Consider the following 19,117-nt stretch of genomic DNA (forward strand, 5'->3'; position numbering starts at 1 on the left):
CGCCATGGCGTGAACCGGCCGGTCAGCGCCTGCCGCCGAAGCGCCCGCGCCAGTCGACGCTGCACAGCACCCAGCCGACGTAAATGCCCACCGCCACGCCGAGCAACTCGCACAACGCGCGCACGCCGATGCTGTCCGGATCGTGCACTTCGGCCAGCTTCGCCTTGAGCAGCTGCAGCGACTGCAGTTGTGCGTAGTTGAAATAGAACAGGTCCCACAGGTCGCCGCTGGCGGTCAGTACCGTCGCCAGCAAAAACGACCAGCCGATCTGCGGGCCGTAACTCCAGCCGTTGCGCCGTCCCAACCAGTGGAACACGCCAAACAGCAGCAATCCCACCACCGCCGAAATCAAGCCGGCCTGCATCCCGCCGACGATGCCAAAGCCCATCCATGATTGGTCGTAATGCATCGCGTGCCCCTGAATGTCGTTACCACCACAAACGGCCATTATGGGTCATCGGTGCACCCGCCAGGCCGCACGCTAGACTTGAGCGGACTGCCACGACCGGATCACTGCCCGACATGCGCCAGCTTCTTTCACCCCACGCCGCCCTCGTCGTCGTCGACGTGCAGCCGGATTTCATGCCCGGCGGCGCGCTGGCCTGCCACGACGGCGATGCGATCGTGCCGGGCATCGACCAGCTGTTGCGCCAACGCCGGTTCCACCATGTCGTGGCGACCCAGGACTGGCATCCGCGCGGACACATCTCGTTCGCCAGCTCGCACCCGGGCCATGTGCCATTCGATCGGATCACGCTGTACGAGCAGCCGCAAACGCTGTGGCCGGATCACTGCGTGCAGGGCACGCCCGGCGCCGCGCTGCATCCGCAGGTCGACTGGTCGGCGCTCGATGCGGTGATCCGCAAGGGCCGCGACCCCGCCGTGGATTCGTACAGCGGCTTTCGCGAAAACCACGGTCCGGAAGGCGAACGCCCCAGCACCGGCCTGGCCGGCTGGTTGCGCGAGCGTGGCGTGGATGAAGTCTTCGTGTGCGGACTGGCCCGCGAGGTGTGCGTCTTGTGGACGGCGCAGGATGCGCTGGAACTGGGATTTCGTACGCACCTGTTGTGGGATCTCAGTCGCCCGGTAACGCCGGACAGTGACGACGCCACCCGCGCCACGCTAAAGGCACGGGGCATCGCCATTGTCGAATCGACCAGCCTGATCGCTGCTTGAGATCGTTTCGCCCTGCGCGCATGACGGCAGCAGCCGTCCGGGGCTCCTAGGCTTCGTTCTCGCCGCTGGCGCGCACCTGCGCTTCACCGTCCCCGTCGATCGCCACGTTCAGCGTGATCGGGCGGCAGCACACCTGGCAGTCCTCGATGTAGTTCTGGCTCGGGATTGATGCATCGATCAGGATCTCCACCGCTTCGCCGCAATACGGGCAGTCGATGACATGGGGCAACAGCATGGGCGTCTCCGGCAGGTGGCGCGTCGCGCAAGGGCAGATGTTCGCCGGCCAGTCTACGCCGTCAGCCACTGCCTTCGTCGGCCCAAGGCGGGTTTCGTCGACCGGCCGGGGACTTCCGCAGTGCTTGCCGACTATTCTCGGCAGCACTTCCGCAACGGCTGGAATACACCCGTGACCAAGCGCATCTTCTTCATGTTTCGCCTCGTACTCGCCTGGTACCTGCTGTTCCTCGTGCTGTTCATCGTGGCCGATTCGCTATGGTCGCCGCTGGCACGCCTGGTCACCCTGGTGGGTTTCGTGACGCTGGTCTTCGTCGTCATCCGCGCCTTTTCGCACCTCGCCCGAGTGCGCCTGATCGCCGGCAAGCCGAAGCCAGGCACGCTGGCCAATCGCCAGACCCGGCAGATCGAGGTGCCGTTCGAGGCGGACGAGGCCTTCGACCTGCTCGACGCCACCATCCGCGAACTGCCGGGCATCGATCAAATCGACAGCATGCGCGGCCATCTGCAGATCCGCGCCAGCGCCCGCTACAACGATCCGTACGACCTCAAGCTGCTCGGCCGCTACAACCCGTTCGGCTGGATCGTCAGCCAGCACAACCGCATCCTCGCCACAGTGACCCGCGGCGACGGCGTCAGCAGCTTCACCGTGGTTTGCGAGCCGGTACTGGCACCGTGGAGCGACTGGCTGCAGGTCGACGACGGCGTCAACCTGGAGAATGCCGAAGCGATCGTCCGCGCCATCAGCCTGCGCGTGTCGCAACGCCGGCGCAGCGAACAGAGTGCCGCCACCCAGACGGTCACCGAGAAGGAACTCGCCACCGCCAAACTCAGCCTGCTGCAGGCGCAGGTCGAGCCGCACTTTCTCTACAACACGCTGGCCAGCGCGCAATACCTCACGCGCACCGACGCGGCCAGCGCGGATGCGATGCTCGGCCACCTGATCCAGTACCTGCGCCACTCGCTGCCGCGCACCGACCGCGCGCTGTCCACCCTTGGCGAGGAACTGGAGCGCTCGCGCGCCTACCTGGAAATCCTGAAGATCCGCATGGGCCCGCGGCTGTCCCTGCAGATCGACGTGCCCGACGACCTGCTGCCGACGCCGCTGCCGCCGATGATGCTGCAGACCCTGGTGGAGAACGCCATCAAGCACGGCCTGGAACCGCGGCCGGGCGAGGGTTGCATCTGGATCTTCGGCCGCCGCAACGATGCGAGGATCGCGGTGACCGTGGCCGACGACGGCCTCGGCTTCGGCGGCGAGACCAACGGTACCGGCATTGGCCTTAAGAACGTGCGCGAGCGCCTGCGCCTGGTCTACGGCGATGCCGCAACGCTCACCATCGCCGCCAACTTCCCCAGTGGCGTGGCCACCACCATCAGTGTTCCGGCCAGCTTCACCAAGGGAGATGCGGCATGACCCGCGCCATCGTCGCCGAAGACGAAACCCTGCTGCGCAAGTCCCTGCTGGAACTGCTGGGCAAGGCATGGCCCGGGCTGGAAGTGATCGCCGAATGCGAGGACGGCGCCAGCGCGCTGGAAGCGATCGCCGAGCACCAGCCCGACGTTGCCTTCCTCGATATCCGCATGCCCGGCCTGACCGGCCTGGAAGTCGCCAGCGCCACCGCAGAGATCAGCCCCGGCACCCAGGTGGTTTTCGTCACCGCCTACGACCAGTACGCCATCGACGCCTTCGAGCGCGGCGCGATCGATTACCTGCTCAAGCCGATCGCGCCCGATCGCCTCGCCGCCACCGTGCAACGCCTGCAGGCACGCGCCGCTGCCGGGCAGCCCGATGCCGCCACGCTGGCCGCGCTGATCAAGCAGCTGGGCAACCGTTTGCCGACGCCATCCACGCAACCGCCGTTGAGCTGGATCACCGCCAGCACCGGTCGCGAAACCCGGCTCATCCTGCTCGACGACGTCGCCTATTTCCGCGCCGACAGCAAGTACACCGTCGTGATGACCGCCGATGGCGAGGCACTGCTGCGCAAGCCGATCCGCGAACTGCTCGACGTGCTCGATCCGGCCATCTTCAAGCAGATCCATCGCTCGACCATCGTCAACATCAAGGCGATCGCCTCGATCGTGCGCGACGACACCGGCAAGGGCACCCTGCGGCTGCGCCAGCGACCGGAAACGCTGACCGTCAGCCAGCCGTTCATGACGCTGTTCCGCAACATGTAGGCGTCGCCCCTTCGCACCGACACTGACGCACCCTCGACGGGCGCATCGACCACAGGCAGGTGATCCATGCATTACCTCATGGCTTTGATCTATTTTCTTTACGCGCTGCTCGGCGGCAACGGCCTGGCCGGCAGCACGATCGTCACGCGCGCCTCCGCCAACGGCGCCGACGTGCTCTACAGCAAGGCGCACGTCCTCGCCGGACTGGCCGACTTCGCCTGCATCGACAGCGCGAGCGGCAGTTGTCACTACGTGCTGTTTCCGCCGGCGTGCGCGATGCCCTGGGCTGCGCTGTCGGGATGCCCGACCGATCCGCTGCAGCAATTCGCCCTGCCCGCCGGCGCCACGAAGAACATCGCCGGACTGCCGCCGGGCTTCACGGTGTGCGTCAGCGCCGACGTGCAGCCCGTGACCCCCGAATGCAAGCCGACGCGCCCCGTCGCCGGTCTTGCCCCAGCCGGAGGCGCGGCCGCTTCAACGCACCGCCAGTGACCACGACTGCGGCAGCAGGATGCGGAACAGCCCGGCGTTGCGCGTGCGCGAGTCTAGCTTCAGCAGTTCGTTGTCCTTGCTGAGCAACCAGCGCGCGCCGGCCACCAGCGCCAGCTCCATGAATTTCTGGTCATCCGGGTCGGCGCAACGCGGCAGCGGCGGATCGCTCGCCTTGATGTCCGCCTGCGCGGGCGGCAACTCACGCACCAGCGCCTCGAACGCCGCCGCGATGACCGGCCGCACGGAACCGTCGATCGGCAACTGCGGATAGTGCAGCACCCGCTGCCATTCCTCGCGGCAATCCGAACGCGTCACCGCCTGCACTTTGCCGGCCTGCAGCGCGATCATCAGCGCGGCGCAGGCCGGATCGCGGAACAGGAACAGATCCAGGCACACATTGGTGTCCAGCACGATGCGCGGTACGGGCGATTCGTCAACAGTCATCGCCGCATGATGAAGCAATGCCGGCGCGCTATACACTGCACGCTTTCCCGAGGGGCACCAAACCATGGCCGAGCGCGAGTTCGACAACTACCTTGCCCGCTCCGGCACCACGCTGGAAGGTTCGCGTTACACCGCCTATCTCGCCATCACGCCGCGCGGCCACGGTTTCCCGACGTATTTCGCGATCTGCGAAAACCGAAGTTTCCGTGACCAGACCGTCGCCGAAACCGCCGCGGCCAAGGCACTGGCCGACATGCTGGGCCTGGAAGACGACGGCACGCCGATCTTCCCCGACGATTACACCGGTTTCGACGATTAGTCTTTTTGAGCCCGTCCGATCCCTTCCGGTTCGCTGAACGCTTGCGCGTATCAGCGCGCCGCTCACGACCGCGAAGAATGCAGCGCATGACGCTGCCCGGCCCTTGATCCGGAAAGAGCTGGACCGGACCGGGATCACTGATGCTTGGCCGGATACGATGTGAAATGATCCGAACCGGCACCGATATTGACGCGAAGATTTTTCTATCTAGCTGACCCGCTCAGGCGTGCGGTACCGGCAAGCCTATTTGCCGTATGCCTTCTGGCTGTATTCGGGAGATCGCACCAGCTGCACGTGCAGCGCACTACGGTAATTTCCCGCTGCCACCAGCGACACCTCGCCCAGGCCACCATCCTGGCCGGTGCTCCAGGAGGCAATCGCGATGGTATTTTCGCCATGGGGGTTCAATATCCCGGCCGGCAATACGAACACATGCTGCGGGCCCACATCATCGATGTAGCGACCCATTTGCCAGCCGTTGATAAAGATCAGGGCCCTGTAAGGGCGCGACGGATCATCGCTGATCTTCAATGCCATCGGCACATCCTGGCCGACAGGAACGTCCAGCTTGAACGTCGTGCGGTACCAGCCGACGCCGGGCTCGGCAATGTGCTTCGGCAAGGTTGTCGTTTGCCAATCGCGGTCGGGATAGCCCGGCAGCGACCAGCCCATGCGCTCCCCAAAGAGACCGCCGTTGTTCAACGGACCACGCACCGGGTCGACGGGCGTCTCGCCACCCCGATTGCCCTGAATTTTCCAGCTCAGGGCGGCAGATGAACCGTCCAGTGTCGCGACGCTCAACCCGCGCGGATCTTTGAAGGCACCGCTGTGTCCCTCCTGATTGTGTCCCATGTTTTCAACCAGGATGGACAGGACGTTGTCCTTGCCAGTGTTCAAGTCGGCATGCGCGAACTTCAGATATTTTTTGCCCCCCGAACCCGTGCCGATGCAATGACCGTTGAGCCACACGGTGAACACGCCATTGTTGCCGTCGTGGATGCCGGTCTTGACGAACAGAGACACGCCCTTTTCGGTGCCACTCGCGATGAAGTGACCCCGGTACCACACGTTGCCGTGATGGAAGCCGTAGACGTCGCTATTGAGAATGGGCAGACGGCCATTCCATAACGGGCTTGTCGTGCTCGTGCGATCAGCGGCCTGCCAGCGGCCATCGTCGTAATCGGCAGCCATTTCCGGCGCACCCGATTTGTATTTCCAGTTTGTCAGCGGCGGCAGCGATACGGGCTGCGGGCCTTCCAGTTGTCCAAGCAGGCTTCCGGACGGAGTCGATGTCGTCGATACGCGCACCCCATTCCAGCGGACCTCCCTGGCCGGTCCGGAAGAAAAAATTTCAATCCGGGTGGGCTTGTCGGTATCGCCGGTCAGTTCGATCGTCTCATCGTTCGCCGTCACCTTGGCAGTGCGGACCAGATAAGGACCACGCACCAGGATCGGCCCGCGCCGGGTATCGAGCTTCCAGAAGGTCGTCGCCGACGGGTTGTCGCCAATCAGTAAAAGCAGCTGCTTCTGGCCATTCTGGATGGCTACCCTGATCAGGCCCGCGTGCTTGTAGTTGAGCCGCAGCTCGCCATGATCCGCATCCCAGCGCGTGGCGACCTGGCCGGAGATCACGCGAACCTCCGGCTTCGCGGGGTAGCGCAGCACGGTCTCGCCATCTTCGTTGGTTCTGCCGTAGAGCACCGCCACATCGCGGCTGCCGGCGGTGACGTCGGTCAACAGTTCGGAAGTTGAGTACACCAGGTCCTGCGCGCCGAAATGATAGTTGGCCAACAGCATCTTCGAGTCGCGTCCGTTGATGCGCAGGTCCGTCCCCGCTTGCTGGGGAACCCGTGTATACGACTTCGACGTGGATAACGGCATTGCTGCGCTGGAATCAGCCGCCGCGGACACTTTCCGCGGTGACAGGTCGAGCCGGAGATGCGTGGTGTCATTGGCCGTGGACGTAACGTCGGCATGGCGCAGGATATAGATCTGCGTGCCATCGTCGGGATTGATCCGGCCGTCCAGACGCAACGCGGCATTGTCAGGCGGCCTGGTGGCCTGGCTATCGGTTTTGGCGAGCGACTGCACCGTTTGCGTGAAGTAGCCCATCAACTTTTGCTGGTCATACTTCGACGTAAGCTGGCGGGCCTCGCTGATGGCCGCGCCGTAGTCATAGGAGGTGTACACGCCGGGCGATGCCAGCCAGCCCCAATTCGTGCCCCCATAGGTCATGTAGAAGTTCTGCATGGTCGAGCCTGACGCGATGTTGCCTTCGTAGAAAACGCGCTCGAAGTCGGCACCGGTCAGCTGGCGGCATCGATCGTAACCGGCGCCACCCCACGTATCGAACGCGCCGCCTTGATATTCGGGGAAGGACAGCGGCGAACGGGTGCGCGCCTTTCGCTCCTCGCGGTAGGCATAGAATCCTTCCCAGTGCTCCGGATGGCTGCAGTTGAAACCCAGCGGATAGGAGTCGTAACCGGGGATATCCACCGCGCCGACGCCGCCCTGAAACACCGCGTTGTGATTGCCGGTAAGAGGCACGGTAATTCCGTCCTCGCGAACCTTTTGTTCGACCTCCTGCATGTAGCGCCTGCCGCCTGGCGACGTGTCGTGAAACTCGTTCTCGACCTGGTAGAGGATGACGCTACCGGTACCGTTGGTGATCTGATGGCGCGCCAGAATGGCGTCGATGTGGCTGAGCCATTGCCGATAGGCCGCCGTGTAATCGGTTGCCGGTGAGCGGGGCTTGCCCTTGATGGTGGTCAGCCAGCCTGGAAAGCCACCCGAATCGGTCTCCGCGTTGATGTACGGACCGGGCCGTGCGATGACGAAGATGCCGACCTCGTTGGCCATGTCGAGCAACCGATCGACATCGCGAACGCCGGAGAAATCGTAAACACCGTTTCTGGGCGAGTGATAGTCCCAGTCGAAGTAGATCTCGACGCTGTTGTAGCCGGCGGCCTTCATTTTCTGCAGGACGTCTTTCCACAAGCTGGGACTCGGCAGTCGCCAGTAGTGAAACGAGCCGGACCAGATGTAGATTCGCTTGCCGTCGATTTTCAGTGAGTAACGATCGTAGGTGACGATGTGCTGCTGGCCGGGCACAGCGGATGGCGCGGCATGATGTACCGGATTCGTCGCATGGACGGCTGCCGGAACGATGCCCGCGAACGCCAGGGCCGCCAGCCACCGGGCGCGATGCTTCCACAGGGTGGAAACCATCGGTGGGGCATTCTGCCGTCCATCACTCAACATGGTGTTCTCCACGGAAAGGCCGGCGATCGTCTTCATCACCGCGCAGGATCTGGTCACTTTGTTTGGGGCTCGATGGGCTCATCACGGGAAGATCGATGAAGGTCGCTTGCTGCGATGTGCATCGGCGATAGCGTCGCCCGCGCCCATGAAATCGCCGCAACCCGTTGCCGGGCTGCGGCGCGCGCGGTGGTCAGAAGTCGTAGGTGACGCCGAAGCGGAAGTAACGCGGCATGGTGTAGAACTGCGGCATCTGGTAACCGCTGTCGACCGCGGCGGTGGTGCCGTAGACCGGGCTGATCTGCTCCGCGCGCTGCTGGTTCAGCGCGTTGTAAACCATGGCGTTGAATCCAAGCTTCTTGTGCGCCCATGCCGGGCGGTATTCCGCACTCAGGCTGACCAGCTCCTCCCACGCGTTGCGACCCTTGTCGCCCGGTCGCGTCGGCAGGCCGCCGCAGTAGTGGTAGTAGCTGCCGTAGCCGGACGGGTCGCTCTGGTCGGTGCCGTAGCGGCCCAGGCAGGTCCGCGGCGTGCCGGACTGGATCAGGATGTCCGCCGACAGCAGCCACTCGTCGGTGAGCTGATAGGAGCCATAGGCTTTCAGCTGGTGTTTGCGATCGTTCGGCAGCAGTCCGTTGGCGTACTCCATCAGCGTGGCGTAATCCCAATCGCGTGTGGCCGAGACCGACGGCTGGCCGACATCGGAACGCACCTGGCCCTCGGTGTTGCCGTAGCTTCGCGAATACAGGTAATCGATGCGGCCGGACCACTTGCCGTCGAAGGGATGCGACAGGTAGGTGTCCAGGCCGTAGTAGTTGCGGACCAGGTGAGTGAAGCCGAAATCGTCGTTGCTGACGGTGACGTCGGCATAGCCGCCATTGGCCGTGGCCAACTCGTAGACATTCGCACGCCCGGGATTGGACAGATAGCAGCTGCCGATGGTGACGTTGCTGATGTCGATGCCCTGCGCCGCCGCCGCGCGGGAGATGGCTCCGTTGTCGCAGACGTCATCCAGCGCATTGCGCAGTTTGCGCACCGTGCCCTTCATGCCCCATACCAGCGACGGGTTGATCTGCTGGTCGAAGCCGAGGATGAACTCATCCTGGTATTCGGACTTGATGTTTTTCGCGCTGACGGTCCTGGGATCGGGCGGCTGCCCGTACTCGCCGTTGGGCGATACCGCGCCGCCGGTGGCCGAATCGATGTAGTTGATGCCGGTCGGCAAGCCGTTGGCGTCGATACCGGTGTAGGTGAAGTACTGATTGGTCGCCAGCGAACCGGCCGCCGTACGCAGCGCCACACTGGCCGGCATGGCCAGGAAGTAGCGGCCGGCGTTGCCGTAGATCTTCAACGACGAATCGCCGTTGACGTTCCAGCTGAAGCCCAGCCGTGGCGCCCACTGCGGCTTGGTCAGGCGCAGGTAGGGCACGCTCTGCGGGTTGTAGTTGGTGAACTGGTCGTTGCGCAGGCCCAGTGTGAGCAGCAGGCGGTCGGTCATCTGCCAGTTGTCCTCGACGAACTGTGCGCGCTGCTTGACCCGCACCGAAGCCGAGTTGGAGTAGTGGCGGATGTAGCCGTAATAGCCGTTCTGACCGCCGGGGTAGTCGCCCGGTGCGCCGACAAACGGGGAATCGCTGATGTTCTTGCTGGCGTCGCCCTGTGCGTACCACAGCTCGTAACCGTCACCGCCGATCGTTGCGCCGTCGTTGATATCGTGCGAATCCTGATTGTCGATGCCGGCGGTGATCGAGTGGTTGCCGATCTTGTAGTTCAGGTCCAGCCGCAGATTGCGATTGGTCGACTTGTGGTCGGGGTTGTTGATCACGTCGATAGTCTGCCCGTTGGTGCGCGGCGTGTTGCCGACGTAGGCGGGGTTCTGCTGGTCGGCCCCGCGAATGATCGGGCCGTCCACGCCCGAGCTGGGTGGCTCGCTGTAATAGGTCATGCGCGACTTGCCGACCATGGCGGTGAGGGTCAGGTTGTCGGTGAGATAGCTGGTGTATTTGGCGACGTAGATGTTGGCGGCGGTCTTGGTTGTCTGTGCCTCGCCCGCATAGGCGCCCACGGTGTCGGTACCGTAGTCGTAGTCGTAGTTGGAGGCATCGTAGCGTTGCGTCTGGGATACGCCGGTCAGCTCCAGGATGTTGGAGTCATTGATGTTCCAGTCGAGCTTCAGGTAGCCCTTGGGATTCTTGTAGGTGGCGTCGGTCCTGGTCTCGGTGGAGGTGTTGTTGCTCAGCGTTTTCTCGCCTTGGCGCTCGGCCTCGATGGCGGCGAACACGAACAACCTGTCCTTGATCAGCGGGCCGCCGGCATAGGCGTCCACCGTGGCGGTCCAGGAGCGGTTCTCGTGGTTGCGCTGGTAGATCTGACCGGCCAGGTCACCGTTGACGTGATAGATGTCATGCGCGTCGGAGGCCGCGAAGGCCGGCTGCCACAGCAGCTGCCCGCCGAAGTGCCACTCGTTGGTGCCGCTCTTGCCGACCTGGCTGATCACGCCGCCATCGGAACGACCGTAACGTGCCGAGTAGCCGCCGCTGAGCACTTCTTCCTGATCGACCGCACCGTATGGCAGGGAGATACCGCCGAAGCCACTGAGCGGATCGGTCGTGTTGAGGCCGTTGATGTAGTAGGCGTTCTCGGTGACTGACGATCCGTCGAATGAGACCAGGCGGTTGCCGGTGGGGCCGCTGAAGTAGCTGCTGCCCGACGAGGCGCCCGGTGCCAGCAGGGCGACCGATTCGGCCGTGCGGGCGAGCGGCAGGCGCGCCATCTCCTTCGCGGTAATGACCGTGCTGGTGTTGGCCTGGGTCACATCGATCGGTGGCAGCGCATTGGCCGACACCGAGACACCGCCGAGAGTCGTGGCATTCACCGCTGCTGCAGCATCGGTTTTGGCGGCGGACTTGAACGACACGTCCGTCGCCTGACCCACGCGCAACGTGACGTCGTTGCGCGAATCGACGGTTTTACCATCCAGCCGCAGCGACACGTTGTACGAAGCCAGCGGCAAAGAGACGGCGCTGTAACGGCCGCGACTGTCGACCGGCACTTCGCGCGTGACGCCGTTGCTGCCCTCGATCAACACGGTTTCGCCGGCGGCCACCGGCGCCTGGCCGACGATGCTGCCGGACGTCGACTGCGCGTGAACGCCCGCAGCGAATACCGTGGCGAACGCGAGCGCGAGCGCAGGATGACGAAGGGCTTTCTTTTCTCGGGTCATGGTGTTGTCCGGAAAGGCAATTTAAGGAAACGAACGGCACACAATCTGGAACGTGGCCTGGCCGATCATCGGCGCCAACACGTTTGCTCTGGCAGCCGGAGGCGCGCCGGTGGCAGCCCGGCTCCTCTTGAGGTCCGTTGGACTGGGGTCCACCGGACTTGTCGCTTTTCCGCATGCGCCTGCATCGAGTGAACAACCATGCGACGCCGCGCGGCGGTCGACGTATCGATAGTCGAAGGAATCATGGGGGAAGTCATTGCAGTCCGGCACGTCGAGGACGCACAGCTCCGCGGGCAGCGAAGTTTCGTCGCGATGGCGATCCGCCATCGCGCACCACCGGCGGGCTTGCGACGGTCGACGCGAATCCACGCCCGTCGCGGGTTGCATTTCGCCCCAGGAAACAGGTGACCGCTGCCGGTAAGTGGGTACGCAAAGGGACCGACAAATACCCACGGCTCAAGCGCTCTTCCGACGATCCAGAGAATGCCCAACTCAAGACGCACCTCAATCGGACAGGCCCGATGCCATGCCACACCGGAATCCTGTCGTTATCGCTCCAATCCGCATTCACCCTTTGCGCATTGCCATGAGAAATTTAGATCGATCTAAATTCAAGTTAGCACTCCTCTCGATGAAATGCATGTTGCGCCGCAGTGTTTGCGTCTCGTTCCAACTGACAGTGGCGATGCAACGCGATGTTTCGTTTGGCGACCAGGTGACCTGAGCCACTCGCCATGGGCGGTGCCAGCATGGTGCGTGGCCATGTCAGGGGTATTGCGGAAGACGTCGTTACGCGAACGCCCGAAGACATCCCCGGTGCTCCGCATCTCAGGAATAGTTGTGTGGTGGCCCGGAGAAGCGCTGAGGCAGATGGCGGTAAGCACTGCAACCCGCAGCCTCGACGAACTCCCTGCCCATCCACCATACGTCCAGCGTGTACAACTACGGGAGTCCGCTCCTGCCGGTGTTTTATCTGGACCTTGCGCGTCGCGGTCGAAGCACTGCCAGGCTACGGCGCGTCAACAGCGAAGTCGAAGGGTATCGCCATCAAGGCGCTTCGATTTCGCTCGCTGAAGCCAGCCAGCTACGGTCGGCACCAACGGCCCATGGGCCGAGGTTCAAACCGCCGCCCATTCGTGCAAGCGCGCCAACGCTGCTGGAATCGCCGCCGGCGAGTCCACCGTCACCACGCGCGGCTCGTCGTCGCCCAGACCGTTCTGCAACTCATGCGCCCAGGTCACGTGATACGGCAGATGCACGCCCCAGCCACCGAGTCGCACCACCGGCTCGATATCCGAGCGCAATGAATTGCCCACCATCGCGAACTGCGCCGGCTGCAGGCCGAACTCGGCCAGCACGCGCAAGTAGGTGGCGGCGTTCTTCTCCGACACGATTTCGATGCGACGAAACAGGTTGGCCAGCCCGCACTGCGCCACCTTCTTCTCCTGGTGGAACAGGTCGCCCTTGGTGATCAGCACCACGTCGTATTGCTGCGCCACCGCCTCCACCGCTTCGCGGATGCCCGGCAGCAGTTCCACCGGGTGCTGCAGCACGTTCTTGCCCAGCTCGACCAGTTGGTGGATGTCGGCGGCGGTGATGCGTCCGTCAGTGATCGCGATGGCCGTCTCCACCATCGACAGCGCCATGCCTTTGGCGCCGTAGCCGAACAGCTGCAAGTTGCGCTGCTCGGTGGCCAGCATGGTGTCGTGCACGCGCTGGTCGCCCAGGTCCACATAGCGCCCCACGATGGCGGCAAAGGCCTCGTTGGCCTGGCGGTAGTAACCCTCGCTGTGCCACAGCGTGTCGTCGCCATCGAAACCGATCAGTTGCAACATGTCATCCGCCATCCATTCACGCCGGGCATCACAACCGATGCCAAAAGTGGGCCTATGATAAGCGTTCGATCCGACCGCCGATCGGGCTTTCCGCACCTCCCAAGGAGTCTCTCGATGGCCAAGCACTGCACCCATCTCGACAGCATCCAGGATGTCACGCCCAGCGCGCGCGGCTGCGAGGAATGCCTGCAGTCAGGCAGCGTCTGGCTGCATCTGCGGATCTGTCGCACCTGCGGCCATGTCGGTTGCTGCGACGACTCGCCCAACCGGCATGCCACCGCGCACTTCCACGACACCGGGCATCCGATCATCGAAGGTTACGATCCACCGGAGGGATGGGGCTGGTGCTACGTGGATGAAGCCGTGTTCGACCTGCGCGACCGCATGACGCCGCAGCTCGGCCCGATACCGCGTTATTACTGACCTCGCGAGCACCGATCATGAGCCAGCCGATCCGGATTCTGTTGCAGACCACCATTCCCACCACCGAGGACGACTGGCATATCGGCCGCTTCGCCCTGCTGCACGAATACCTGGCCGGGTTGCTCGATGCCGACGGTTCGCCGCTGTTCGAGGTGACCGCACGCGATCGTGATCCGGTCGGCGCGCCGGACAGCGTGTTGTCGAAACTGGATCGCTCGTCGTTCGACGAAATGTGGCTGTTCGCCGTCGACACCGGCGACGGGCTGACTACCGAAGACTGCGCCGCCGTCTCGCGTTTTCGCCAGCGCGGCGGCGGCCTGCTGGTGACACGCGACCACATGGACCTGGGCAGTTCGGTGTGCACCCTCGGCGGTGTGGGTGCCGCGCATTTCTTTCACACGAAAAATCCCGATCCCGATCCGGCGCGGCATCACATCGACGACACCGTGACCGGCGACATCCTCTGGCCCAACTACCATTCCGGCGCCAATGGCGATTTCCAGCACATCCACATCAGCGAACCGCGGCATCCGCTACTGACCGATCCGGACTCGCCGGACGGCAGCGTGCACTGCCTGCCCGCGCATCCGCACGAAGGCGCGGTCGGCAAGCCGGCGGACGATCCGACCGCGCGGGTCATCGCCACCGGCCGCAGCATGGTCAGCGGCGTGGAGTTCAATCTCGCGGTGGCGTTCGAGCCCTCGGCCGACGGCGGCCCGGCCGTTGCCCAGTCCACCTTCCACCACTTCGCCGATTACAACTGGAATCCCCGGCTGGGTGCGCCCAGCTTCGTTTCCGAACCGCCAGGCGATGCACTGGCGCATGCGCCGGAGGCGCAGCGTTCGATCGAACGCTATGTGAGGAACCTGGCGCTATGGCTGGCCGGACGACCGCTGGATACGGCCGTGGCGTGACGCCACGACAGCTCAGCTCACCTCGCTGCCCAGGCGCAGGTTGATGCCCAGCGCGGTGGCCAGTTCGCGCAGTGGTTCGCCGTCGCGGGTAAGCGTCATCCAGCCGGCGTAGGTGTCACCGTCGGTTTCCCACGCCCACAGCGTGTAGCCGAATTCAGCCAGGCGGTCGTACGCGATCGAGAACAGTTCGGCCGCGTCCATGTCGTCGAAGAACTCATCGTCATCCGGATCGCCGTTCCAGTCGATCGACAGGTTCCAGCGCGACGACAACTCGTTGACCGCCTGCACCAGCGAGCGCAGGTCGTGTGCGTCGACGATGAAACCGGAGCGCCAGTCGATCACCCGCGCAATCACCTCGATCGGCTCGATCTCGTCCGCATCGAGTTCCACGACGGCCTCGCGGTAGTCGGTGAACTGCAACAGCGCGGTTTCCTCGTCGCCGGGATTGATCAGCAGCAGCAGTTGCCAGACCTTCGCCTCGACCGAGTCGTCCTCGTCATCGAAGTCGGGGCCACCGTCGAAGTCGTCTTCGTCATGCATGCTCACGCGCCCACCCGGCGCCGTACCGCATCCATGTCGCGCAATGGGCGGATCTCGATCGCGCCGGTGCGCGCCCACGGGAACTCCGAGGCAATCCGCACCGCCTCGTCCATGTCGGCCGCCTCGATCAGGTTGAAGCCGCCCAGGTATTCCTTGGTTTCGGCAAAGGGCCCGTCGACGACGGTCGCGCGGTCATTGCGCACACGCAGGGTGCGGGCCGTGACCGGCGCTTCCAGCTGCTGCGAGTCATGCAACTGGCCTTGTCCGCGCAATTCGTCGGCATGCACGAAGCAGCCATGCATCAGCGTGTCGAATTCGCCCTCAGGCAGTGCTTCCAGCAGGGTGTCGTCGCAGTAAATCATCACGAGATATTTCATGGCGTCCTCGGCGGGGAAAGGTTCTTGGAACCATGGAGAGGCGATACGGGGTGGATAATGTCGCATCATGACCGCCATGCACGATACCCCCAACGCCATCGCCTGCCACCCCATCGCGTTCGTGCGCTCACCCTATGCCCGACGGATCGACGCGCCGCACCAGTCCACCGTGGTGGCCGGCACCGAGACGCAAGCGGCGGCCGAGGCAGTGATCGAGTTCGTCGAAGGCCTGCCGGCCGCGGCATTTCGCGATCTCGCCGGCTTCGAGCGGATCTGGCTGGTGTTCGTGTTCCATCGCAGCGAAGGCTGGAAGGCCGAAGTGAAACCGCCGCGCGGCGGTGGCAAGCGCAGCGTGCTGGCCACCCGTTCGCCGCACCGGCCGAATGCGATCGGGTTGTCCGCCGTCGAACTGGTCGCCGTCGAGGCGCACGCACTGCGCGTGCGCGGCATCGACCTGCTCGACGGCACGCCGATCCTGGATATCAAACCGTACGTGCCGTACGCGGACGCGTTCCCCGCCTCGCGTGCCGGCTGGATCGATGCGATCGACGCCACGCAGGGGCGTCATTCCGCACCCGGACCACGCAAACCGCGTGCTCGACCCGATGACTGAATCGCCCCGCCATGCGCCGTCCCAATCCGTGAGACGGCTCGCCACTACCTTGCATGGGTCGCCGGCGGAAACCCCGTTGGCGACACCGATGCACCTGGCAGTGGTCGGTTCAAACTCTTGCCGCGCCGGATATCCGTCCGACGCGGCTTTTTTTTGCGCGCCATGCCGTGGCTATCATCGATCGCGTTCACGGGTTAGATTCCCGGAACACCTTTTTTCAGGAGAATCTGCATGAAGGCCTGTCTATGGCTGCTTCCTCTTGCATTCGCAGCCTGCATGACGGTACCGGAATCGGCCACGTACGCCGCGGCGAATCCGTCCCCCGAAACGACGTTGCCGATAACGGCCGCCACGCTGGCGGGCCATCATTGGCAACTGCACGATGCCGTCGACAGCAGCAATCATCGCCTCGACGCACTGTTCGGCACCTCGGACAAGCCGTTGCAACTCGACTTCGACGCCGGCCGGGTCAACGTGAGCAACGCCTGCAACCGCATCAGCGGCAGCTATCGCATCATCGACGGCCACCTCGTCACCGCGCAGCTGCTGCAAACCATGATGGCCTGCGCCGACCGCACCCTGATGCAACGCCAATCCACCATCAAGGCCGTGTTGCGTGCCAAGCCCACGGTGATCCTGTCCGCCGGCAGCGACGCCACGCCGCTGCTCACGCTGGCGGCCGACAGCGGCCAGACCCTGATTTTCGCCGGCAAGGCCACGGCCGAAACGCGATATGGCGGTCCCGGCGAAACCGTGTTCCTGGAAGTGGCCGCGCAAACCACGCCCTGCAACCACCCGCTGATCCCCGACAAGTCGTGCCTGCGCGTGCGCGAACGCCACTACGACGCACAGGGCCTGAGCAGCGGCCAGCCCGGTCCGTGGCAGACGCTGCCGCAGGACATCGAGGGATACGTGCATCAGGCCGGCACGCGCAACGTGCTGCGCGTGAAGCGCTACACCGTCAAGCAGCCGCCCGCCGATGGCTCGTCCACGGCTTATGTGCTGGACATGGTGGTCGAGAGCGAGCTGGTCAAATCCGGCGACGCGGCCGCGCCGGCACAACATCTGTGAACCAGATGCACACCATTCGCTGACCGGCATTCGTGCTGTCGTTCAGCACGGCACACCGCGACCTGCAGAAAATCGCTGTGCTACGGTCGTACCGTTTCGTTTCCCATGGAGTAGCCCATGCGTCCCATCCACCTGCTGCTGATTGCCGGCATGCTGGCCTTGTCGATTCCGCCCGCGATGGCGCAGACCTTGCGCGTGATGAGTTTCAACGTGCGCTACCCCAATCCCGACGACGGGGCGAACCGCTGGGAGAACCGGCGCGACCTGATGGTCCGCACGATCGAGGAGCAGCGACCCGACGTGCTCGGCACGCAGGAGCTGTTCAAGCTTCAGGGCGATTATCTGGTCGGCAAGCTGAAGCATTACACCTGGTTCGGGCGTGGCCGCTATGGCGACGACCGCGACGAACACATGGGCGTGTTCTACCGCAACGATCGGCTGCGCTTGGTGGAGTCCGGAAATTTCTGGCTGTCGGAGACACCGGACAAGCCGGGCAGCATCAGTTGGGGGCATCCGATGCCGCGCATGGTGACCTGGGCGATGTTCGAGCTGAAGGCCAGCGGCCAGCGCTTCTACTACGCCAATACGCATTTCCCCTACCGGGACGAGGACGAACCGGCACGCACCCACGCGGCACAGGAAATCGTCGATCGACTGCACACCCTGCCCGCGACATTGCCGATCGTGCTGACGGGCGACTTCAACACCACACCGGCCAGTCCTGCCCATGCCCTGCTTACCAAGTCGTTGCAGGACGCACGTCTCAGTGCCGACGCGCACAGCGGCCCGGAAGCCACCTTCCACAATTTCACCGGCACGCCGGACAAGCGCATCGACTGGATTCTCTACCGAGGCTTGCACGCCGATACGGAGCGCACCGTGACCACGCAACACGACGGTCACTATCCGTCCGATCATTTCCCGGTCGTGGCCGAATTCCAGTGGCCCGCACCGCGAAAGGCGGGCGGCGGTCACTAAGTCGCGGTCTCACCGTGCACTGTCAACGCGTTGTCCGATGAATTGCCGCGGACGCCGCGGCGATCGCGGTCTTGTGCGGACGCTCGTGCGATGCACAGCGCTTGTGGTGGCTGGACGCCAGTGTCGAGCAGCGCGATGTGTCGAGCAGCGCGATCACGTACTTGAAAGCTGAACCCATGGCCAGGGCCATGGAAAAGACGATGCGGCCGAGCCATGCGAGACCCGCCGCATCGACAGTCCGCCGCCATCGCCTCAGCTCGCCGGTGCGACCGGGACGACGACCACCGCGGCATGCGTGCCAGCCAGTTGCAACGAGGCCGGGGTGGTTTTCAGCATGGCGCCCATGACCAGGGCGCAAACGACGAAGCAGACGACGAACAGGCTGACCAGGATCTGTGATTCGAATTTCATGATGTTCTCCAAGAGAGGGAAGATGCCCTGCGATGTGATTAATGCAATCGCCGTGCCATTCCCTGGAATGAATACAACTCATTGTTTTAAATATAGATAATTTTTCGCGAGAGTTCGCGCACGATTGTCCGCGGACGGTCGCCACCCCGATCCCGGACAGGCGGACACATGCACCCACGCTATCCTCGGCCATCAATCTACGAAGGAGGGTTCATGCGACAGCCGTCGCTCCAGCCGATCGCCTGTCTTGCCGCCCTGCTCTGGATCGCCCTGGCGCCGGCCATGGCAACCAATCCGCCGGACGTCGCCCGTGGCGAACGGCGCTGCGGCTGGTTCGAAAACCCCACGCCGGGCAATGCCACGCTCACCGATCGCGATGGCGAATGGGAGATCGCGGCCCAGGGCGGCCACGAAGCCGATGGCGACTGGCCCGATTTCACCGACGCGCAGTGGGTCCCGACTCATGGTCATCACGGCTACGGCTGCGCCTGCCTGACGATGCGCGCCGACCCGGCAACGCACCTCGTGGCCTCGATCGGCAAGGCCACGGCGCGGCCACTGGCCACCTGCCGCGGCGACAGGTCGCTGCGCGAACCGCCGCATGCCGAGACCGACGAGGACTGAT

General features: G+C 64.1%; 20 protein-coding genes. 11 read left to right on the plus strand and 9 right to left on the minus strand.

Translation table 11 applies throughout. The features are described 5' to 3' along the window. Nucleotides 1–22: 22 nt before the first annotated feature. Nucleotides 23–409: a hypothetical protein gene (locus ACPPVV_RS16465; RefSeq protein WP_426700949.1), complete on the minus strand. Its 387-nt coding sequence runs from the start codon at nucleotides 407–409 to the stop codon at nucleotides 23–25. Between the two features lie 113 nt (nucleotides 410–522). Between ACPPVV_RS16465 and pncA the strand changes: the two genes are divergently transcribed. Then, on the plus strand, nucleotides 523–1,176 hold the full coding sequence (gene pncA / locus ACPPVV_RS16470; RefSeq protein WP_426700950.1) for a bifunctional nicotinamidase/pyrazinamidase: 654 nt from the start codon (nucleotides 523–525) through the stop codon (nucleotides 1,174–1,176). 46 nt (nucleotides 1,177–1,222) lie between these two features. Here pncA and ACPPVV_RS16475 read toward each other — a convergent pair whose 3' ends face one another. Next, on the minus strand, nucleotides 1,223–1,411 hold the full coding sequence (locus ACPPVV_RS16475; protein WP_426700951.1) for a CPXCG motif-containing cysteine-rich protein: 189 nt from the start codon (nucleotides 1,409–1,411) through the stop codon (nucleotides 1,223–1,225). A gap of 171 nt (nucleotides 1,412–1,582) precedes the next feature. Between ACPPVV_RS16475 and ACPPVV_RS16480 the strand changes: the two genes are divergently transcribed. The 3 genes from ACPPVV_RS16480 to ACPPVV_RS16490 all read left to right on the plus strand — a co-directional run bounded on the left by ACPPVV_RS16480 (nucleotide 1,583) and on the right by ACPPVV_RS16490 (nucleotide 4,086). Next, the gene (locus tag ACPPVV_RS16480; RefSeq protein WP_426700952.1) at nucleotides 1,583–2,827 is read left to right on the plus strand and encodes a sensor histidine kinase; all 1,245 of its coding nucleotides are present in this window, start codon (nucleotides 1,583–1,585) and stop codon (nucleotides 2,825–2,827) included. Next, on the plus strand, nucleotides 2,824–3,594 hold the full coding sequence (locus tag ACPPVV_RS16485) for a LytR/AlgR family response regulator transcription factor (RefSeq protein WP_426700953.1): 771 nt from the start codon (nucleotides 2,824–2,826) through the stop codon (nucleotides 3,592–3,594). The genes ACPPVV_RS16480 and ACPPVV_RS16485 overlap by 4 nt, the downstream gene beginning before the upstream one ends. Before the next feature lie 78 nt (nucleotides 3,595–3,672). Then, nucleotides 3,673–4,086, plus strand: coding sequence for a hypothetical protein (locus ACPPVV_RS16490; protein ID WP_426700954.1), 414 nt, complete (start codon nucleotides 3,673–3,675; stop codon nucleotides 4,084–4,086). On the opposite strand, the gene ACPPVV_RS16495 is transcribed toward ACPPVV_RS16490, so the two are convergent. Beyond that, complete coding sequence (locus ACPPVV_RS16495) at nucleotides 4,069–4,530, minus strand: putative toxin-antitoxin system toxin component, PIN family (RefSeq protein ID WP_426700955.1); 462 nt, start codon at nucleotides 4,528–4,530, stop codon at nucleotides 4,069–4,071. The genes ACPPVV_RS16490 and ACPPVV_RS16495 overlap by 18 nt on opposite strands. Nucleotides 4,531–4,594: 64 nt before the next feature. Here ACPPVV_RS16495 and ACPPVV_RS16500 point away from each other — a divergent pair, with 64 nt between their 5' ends. Continuing rightward, the gene (locus tag ACPPVV_RS16500; protein WP_426700956.1) at nucleotides 4,595–4,849 is read left to right on the plus strand and encodes a hypothetical protein; all 255 of its coding nucleotides are present in this window, start codon (nucleotides 4,595–4,597) and stop codon (nucleotides 4,847–4,849) included. Between the two features lie 243 nt (nucleotides 4,850–5,092). Here the strand turns inward: ACPPVV_RS16500 and ACPPVV_RS16505 are convergent, their stop codons facing one another. The 3 genes from ACPPVV_RS16505 to ACPPVV_RS16515 all read right to left on the minus strand — a co-directional run bounded on the left by ACPPVV_RS16505 (nucleotide 5,093) and on the right by ACPPVV_RS16515 (nucleotide 13,165). Further along, complete coding sequence (locus ACPPVV_RS16505; RefSeq protein WP_426700957.1) at nucleotides 5,093–8,167, minus strand: glycoside hydrolase family 35 protein; 3,075 nt, start codon at nucleotides 8,165–8,167, stop codon at nucleotides 5,093–5,095. A 133-nt stretch (nucleotides 8,168–8,300) separates the two neighbouring features. Then, entirely contained in the window at nucleotides 8,301–11,330 is a 3,030-nt protein-coding gene (locus tag ACPPVV_RS16510) for a TonB-dependent receptor (protein WP_426700958.1), read from the minus strand. A 1,118-nt stretch (nucleotides 11,331–12,448) separates the two neighbouring features. Further along, the gene (locus ACPPVV_RS16515) at nucleotides 12,449–13,165 is read right to left on the minus strand and encodes an HAD family hydrolase (RefSeq protein WP_426700959.1); all 717 of its coding nucleotides are present in this window, start codon (nucleotides 13,163–13,165) and stop codon (nucleotides 12,449–12,451) included. 114 nt (nucleotides 13,166–13,279) lie between these two features. On the opposite strand from ACPPVV_RS16515, the gene ACPPVV_RS16520 reads away from it, so the two are divergent. Then, a complete protein-coding gene (locus tag ACPPVV_RS16520; RefSeq protein WP_426700960.1) occupies nucleotides 13,280–13,588 on the plus strand; it encodes a UBP-type zinc finger domain-containing protein in 309 nt (102 codons plus the stop codon). Between the two features lie 17 nt (nucleotides 13,589–13,605). After that, nucleotides 13,606–14,502 (plus strand): hypothetical protein, encoded by an 897-nt coding sequence (locus ACPPVV_RS16525; protein WP_426700961.1) that lies wholly within the window; start codon nucleotides 13,606–13,608, stop codon nucleotides 14,500–14,502. A gap of 12 nt (nucleotides 14,503–14,514) precedes the next feature. Here ACPPVV_RS16525 and ACPPVV_RS16530 read toward each other — a convergent pair whose 3' ends face one another. After that, the gene (locus ACPPVV_RS16530; RefSeq protein ID WP_426700962.1) at nucleotides 14,515–15,042 is read right to left on the minus strand and encodes a DUF6630 family protein; all 528 of its coding nucleotides are present in this window, start codon (nucleotides 15,040–15,042) and stop codon (nucleotides 14,515–14,517) included. A 2-nt stretch (nucleotides 15,043–15,044) separates the two neighbouring features. Further along, a complete protein-coding gene (locus tag ACPPVV_RS16535) occupies nucleotides 15,045–15,419 on the minus strand; it encodes a YciI family protein (RefSeq protein WP_426703263.1) in 375 nt (124 codons plus the stop codon). Nucleotides 15,420–15,486: 67 nt separating this feature from the next. Here ACPPVV_RS16535 and tsaA point away from each other — a divergent pair, with 67 nt between their 5' ends. From tsaA to ACPPVV_RS16550, 3 genes are all read left to right on the plus strand, one after another. Further along, the gene (gene tsaA / locus ACPPVV_RS16540) at nucleotides 15,487–16,032 is read left to right on the plus strand and encodes a tRNA (N6-threonylcarbamoyladenosine(37)-N6)-methyltransferase TrmO (protein ID WP_426700963.1); all 546 of its coding nucleotides are present in this window, start codon (nucleotides 15,487–15,489) and stop codon (nucleotides 16,030–16,032) included. Nucleotides 16,033–16,263: 231 nt separating this feature from the next. After that, on the plus strand, nucleotides 16,264–17,103 hold the full coding sequence (locus ACPPVV_RS16545; protein ID WP_426700964.1) for a DUF4377 domain-containing protein: 840 nt from the start codon (nucleotides 16,264–16,266) through the stop codon (nucleotides 17,101–17,103). A 117-nt stretch (nucleotides 17,104–17,220) separates the two neighbouring features. After that, entirely contained in the window at nucleotides 17,221–18,081 is an 861-nt protein-coding gene (locus ACPPVV_RS16550) for an endonuclease/exonuclease/phosphatase family protein (RefSeq protein ID WP_426700965.1), read from the plus strand. Between the two features lie 252 nt (nucleotides 18,082–18,333). Here ACPPVV_RS16550 and ACPPVV_RS16555 read toward each other — a convergent pair whose 3' ends face one another. Beyond that, nucleotides 18,334–18,492 carry a hypothetical protein gene (locus ACPPVV_RS16555; protein ID WP_426700966.1) on the minus strand — a complete coding sequence of 53 codons (159 nt, stop codon included), beginning with the start codon at nucleotides 18,490–18,492 and terminating at the stop codon, nucleotides 18,334–18,336. A gap of 213 nt (nucleotides 18,493–18,705) precedes the next feature. Here ACPPVV_RS16555 and ACPPVV_RS16560 point away from each other — a divergent pair, with 213 nt between their 5' ends. Next, nucleotides 18,706–19,116, plus strand: a complete 411-nt coding sequence (locus ACPPVV_RS16560; RefSeq protein ID WP_426700967.1) for a DUF4087 domain-containing protein — start codon at nucleotides 18,706–18,708, stop codon at nucleotides 19,114–19,116. Nucleotide 19,117: the final 1 nt, after the last annotated feature.

The sequence above is a fragment of the Rhodanobacter sp. Col0626 genome, from assembly GCF_049994385.1.
Classification (GTDB): Bacteria; Pseudomonadota; Gammaproteobacteria; order Xanthomonadales; family Rhodanobacteraceae; genus Rhodanobacter.

What these genes read in the sequence shown, in the direction of transcription:
- ACPPVV_RS16465 (WP_426700949.1), bottom strand. Translation starts at nt 409, where the DNA reads ATGCATTACGACCAATCATGGATGGGCTTTGGCATCGTCGGCGGGATG.
- pncA (WP_426700950.1), top strand. Translation starts at nt 523, where the DNA reads ATGCGCCAGCTTCTTTCACCCCACGCCGCCCTCGTCGTCGTCGACGTG.
- ACPPVV_RS16475 (WP_426700951.1), bottom strand. Translation starts at nt 1,411, where the DNA reads ATGCTGTTGCCCCATGTCATCGACTGCCCGTATTGCGGCGAAGCGGTG.
- ACPPVV_RS16485 (WP_426700953.1), top strand. Translation starts at nt 2,824, where the DNA reads ATGACCCGCGCCATCGTCGCCGAAGACGAAACCCTGCTGCGCAAGTCC.
- ACPPVV_RS16490 (WP_426700954.1), top strand. Translation starts at nt 3,673, where the DNA reads ATGGCTTTGATCTATTTTCTTTACGCGCTGCTCGGCGGCAACGGCCTG.
- ACPPVV_RS16495 (WP_426700955.1), bottom strand. Translation starts at nt 4,530, where the DNA reads ATGACTGTTGACGAATCGCCCGTACCGCGCATCGTGCTGGACACCAAT.
- ACPPVV_RS16500 (WP_426700956.1), top strand. Translation starts at nt 4,595, where the DNA reads ATGGCCGAGCGCGAGTTCGACAACTACCTTGCCCGCTCCGGCACCACG.
- ACPPVV_RS16510 (WP_426700958.1), bottom strand. Translation starts at nt 11,330, where the DNA reads ATGACCCGAGAAAAGAAAGCCCTTCGTCATCCTGCGCTCGCGCTCGCG.
- ACPPVV_RS16515 (WP_426700959.1), bottom strand. Translation starts at nt 13,165, where the DNA reads ATGTTGCAACTGATCGGTTTCGATGGCGACGACACGCTGTGGCACAGC.
- ACPPVV_RS16520 (WP_426700960.1), top strand. Translation starts at nt 13,280, where the DNA reads ATGGCCAAGCACTGCACCCATCTCGACAGCATCCAGGATGTCACGCCC.
- ACPPVV_RS16525 (WP_426700961.1), top strand. Translation starts at nt 13,606, where the DNA reads ATGAGCCAGCCGATCCGGATTCTGTTGCAGACCACCATTCCCACCACC.
- ACPPVV_RS16530 (WP_426700962.1), bottom strand. Translation starts at nt 15,042, where the DNA reads ATGCATGACGAAGACGACTTCGACGGTGGCCCCGACTTCGATGACGAG.
- ACPPVV_RS16535 (WP_426703263.1), bottom strand. Translation starts at nt 15,419, where the DNA reads ATGAAATATCTCGTGATGATTTACTGCGACGACACCCTGCTGGAAGCA.
- tsaA (WP_426700963.1), top strand. Translation starts at nt 15,487, where the DNA reads ATGACCGCCATGCACGATACCCCCAACGCCATCGCCTGCCACCCCATC.
- ACPPVV_RS16545 (WP_426700964.1), top strand. Translation starts at nt 16,264, where the DNA reads ATGAAGGCCTGTCTATGGCTGCTTCCTCTTGCATTCGCAGCCTGCATG.
- ACPPVV_RS16550 (WP_426700965.1), top strand. Translation starts at nt 17,221, where the DNA reads ATGCGTCCCATCCACCTGCTGCTGATTGCCGGCATGCTGGCCTTGTCG.
- ACPPVV_RS16555 (WP_426700966.1), bottom strand. Translation starts at nt 18,492, where the DNA reads ATGAAATTCGAATCACAGATCCTGGTCAGCCTGTTCGTCGTCTGCTTC.
- ACPPVV_RS16560 (WP_426700967.1), top strand. Translation starts at nt 18,706, where the DNA reads ATGCGACAGCCGTCGCTCCAGCCGATCGCCTGTCTTGCCGCCCTGCTC.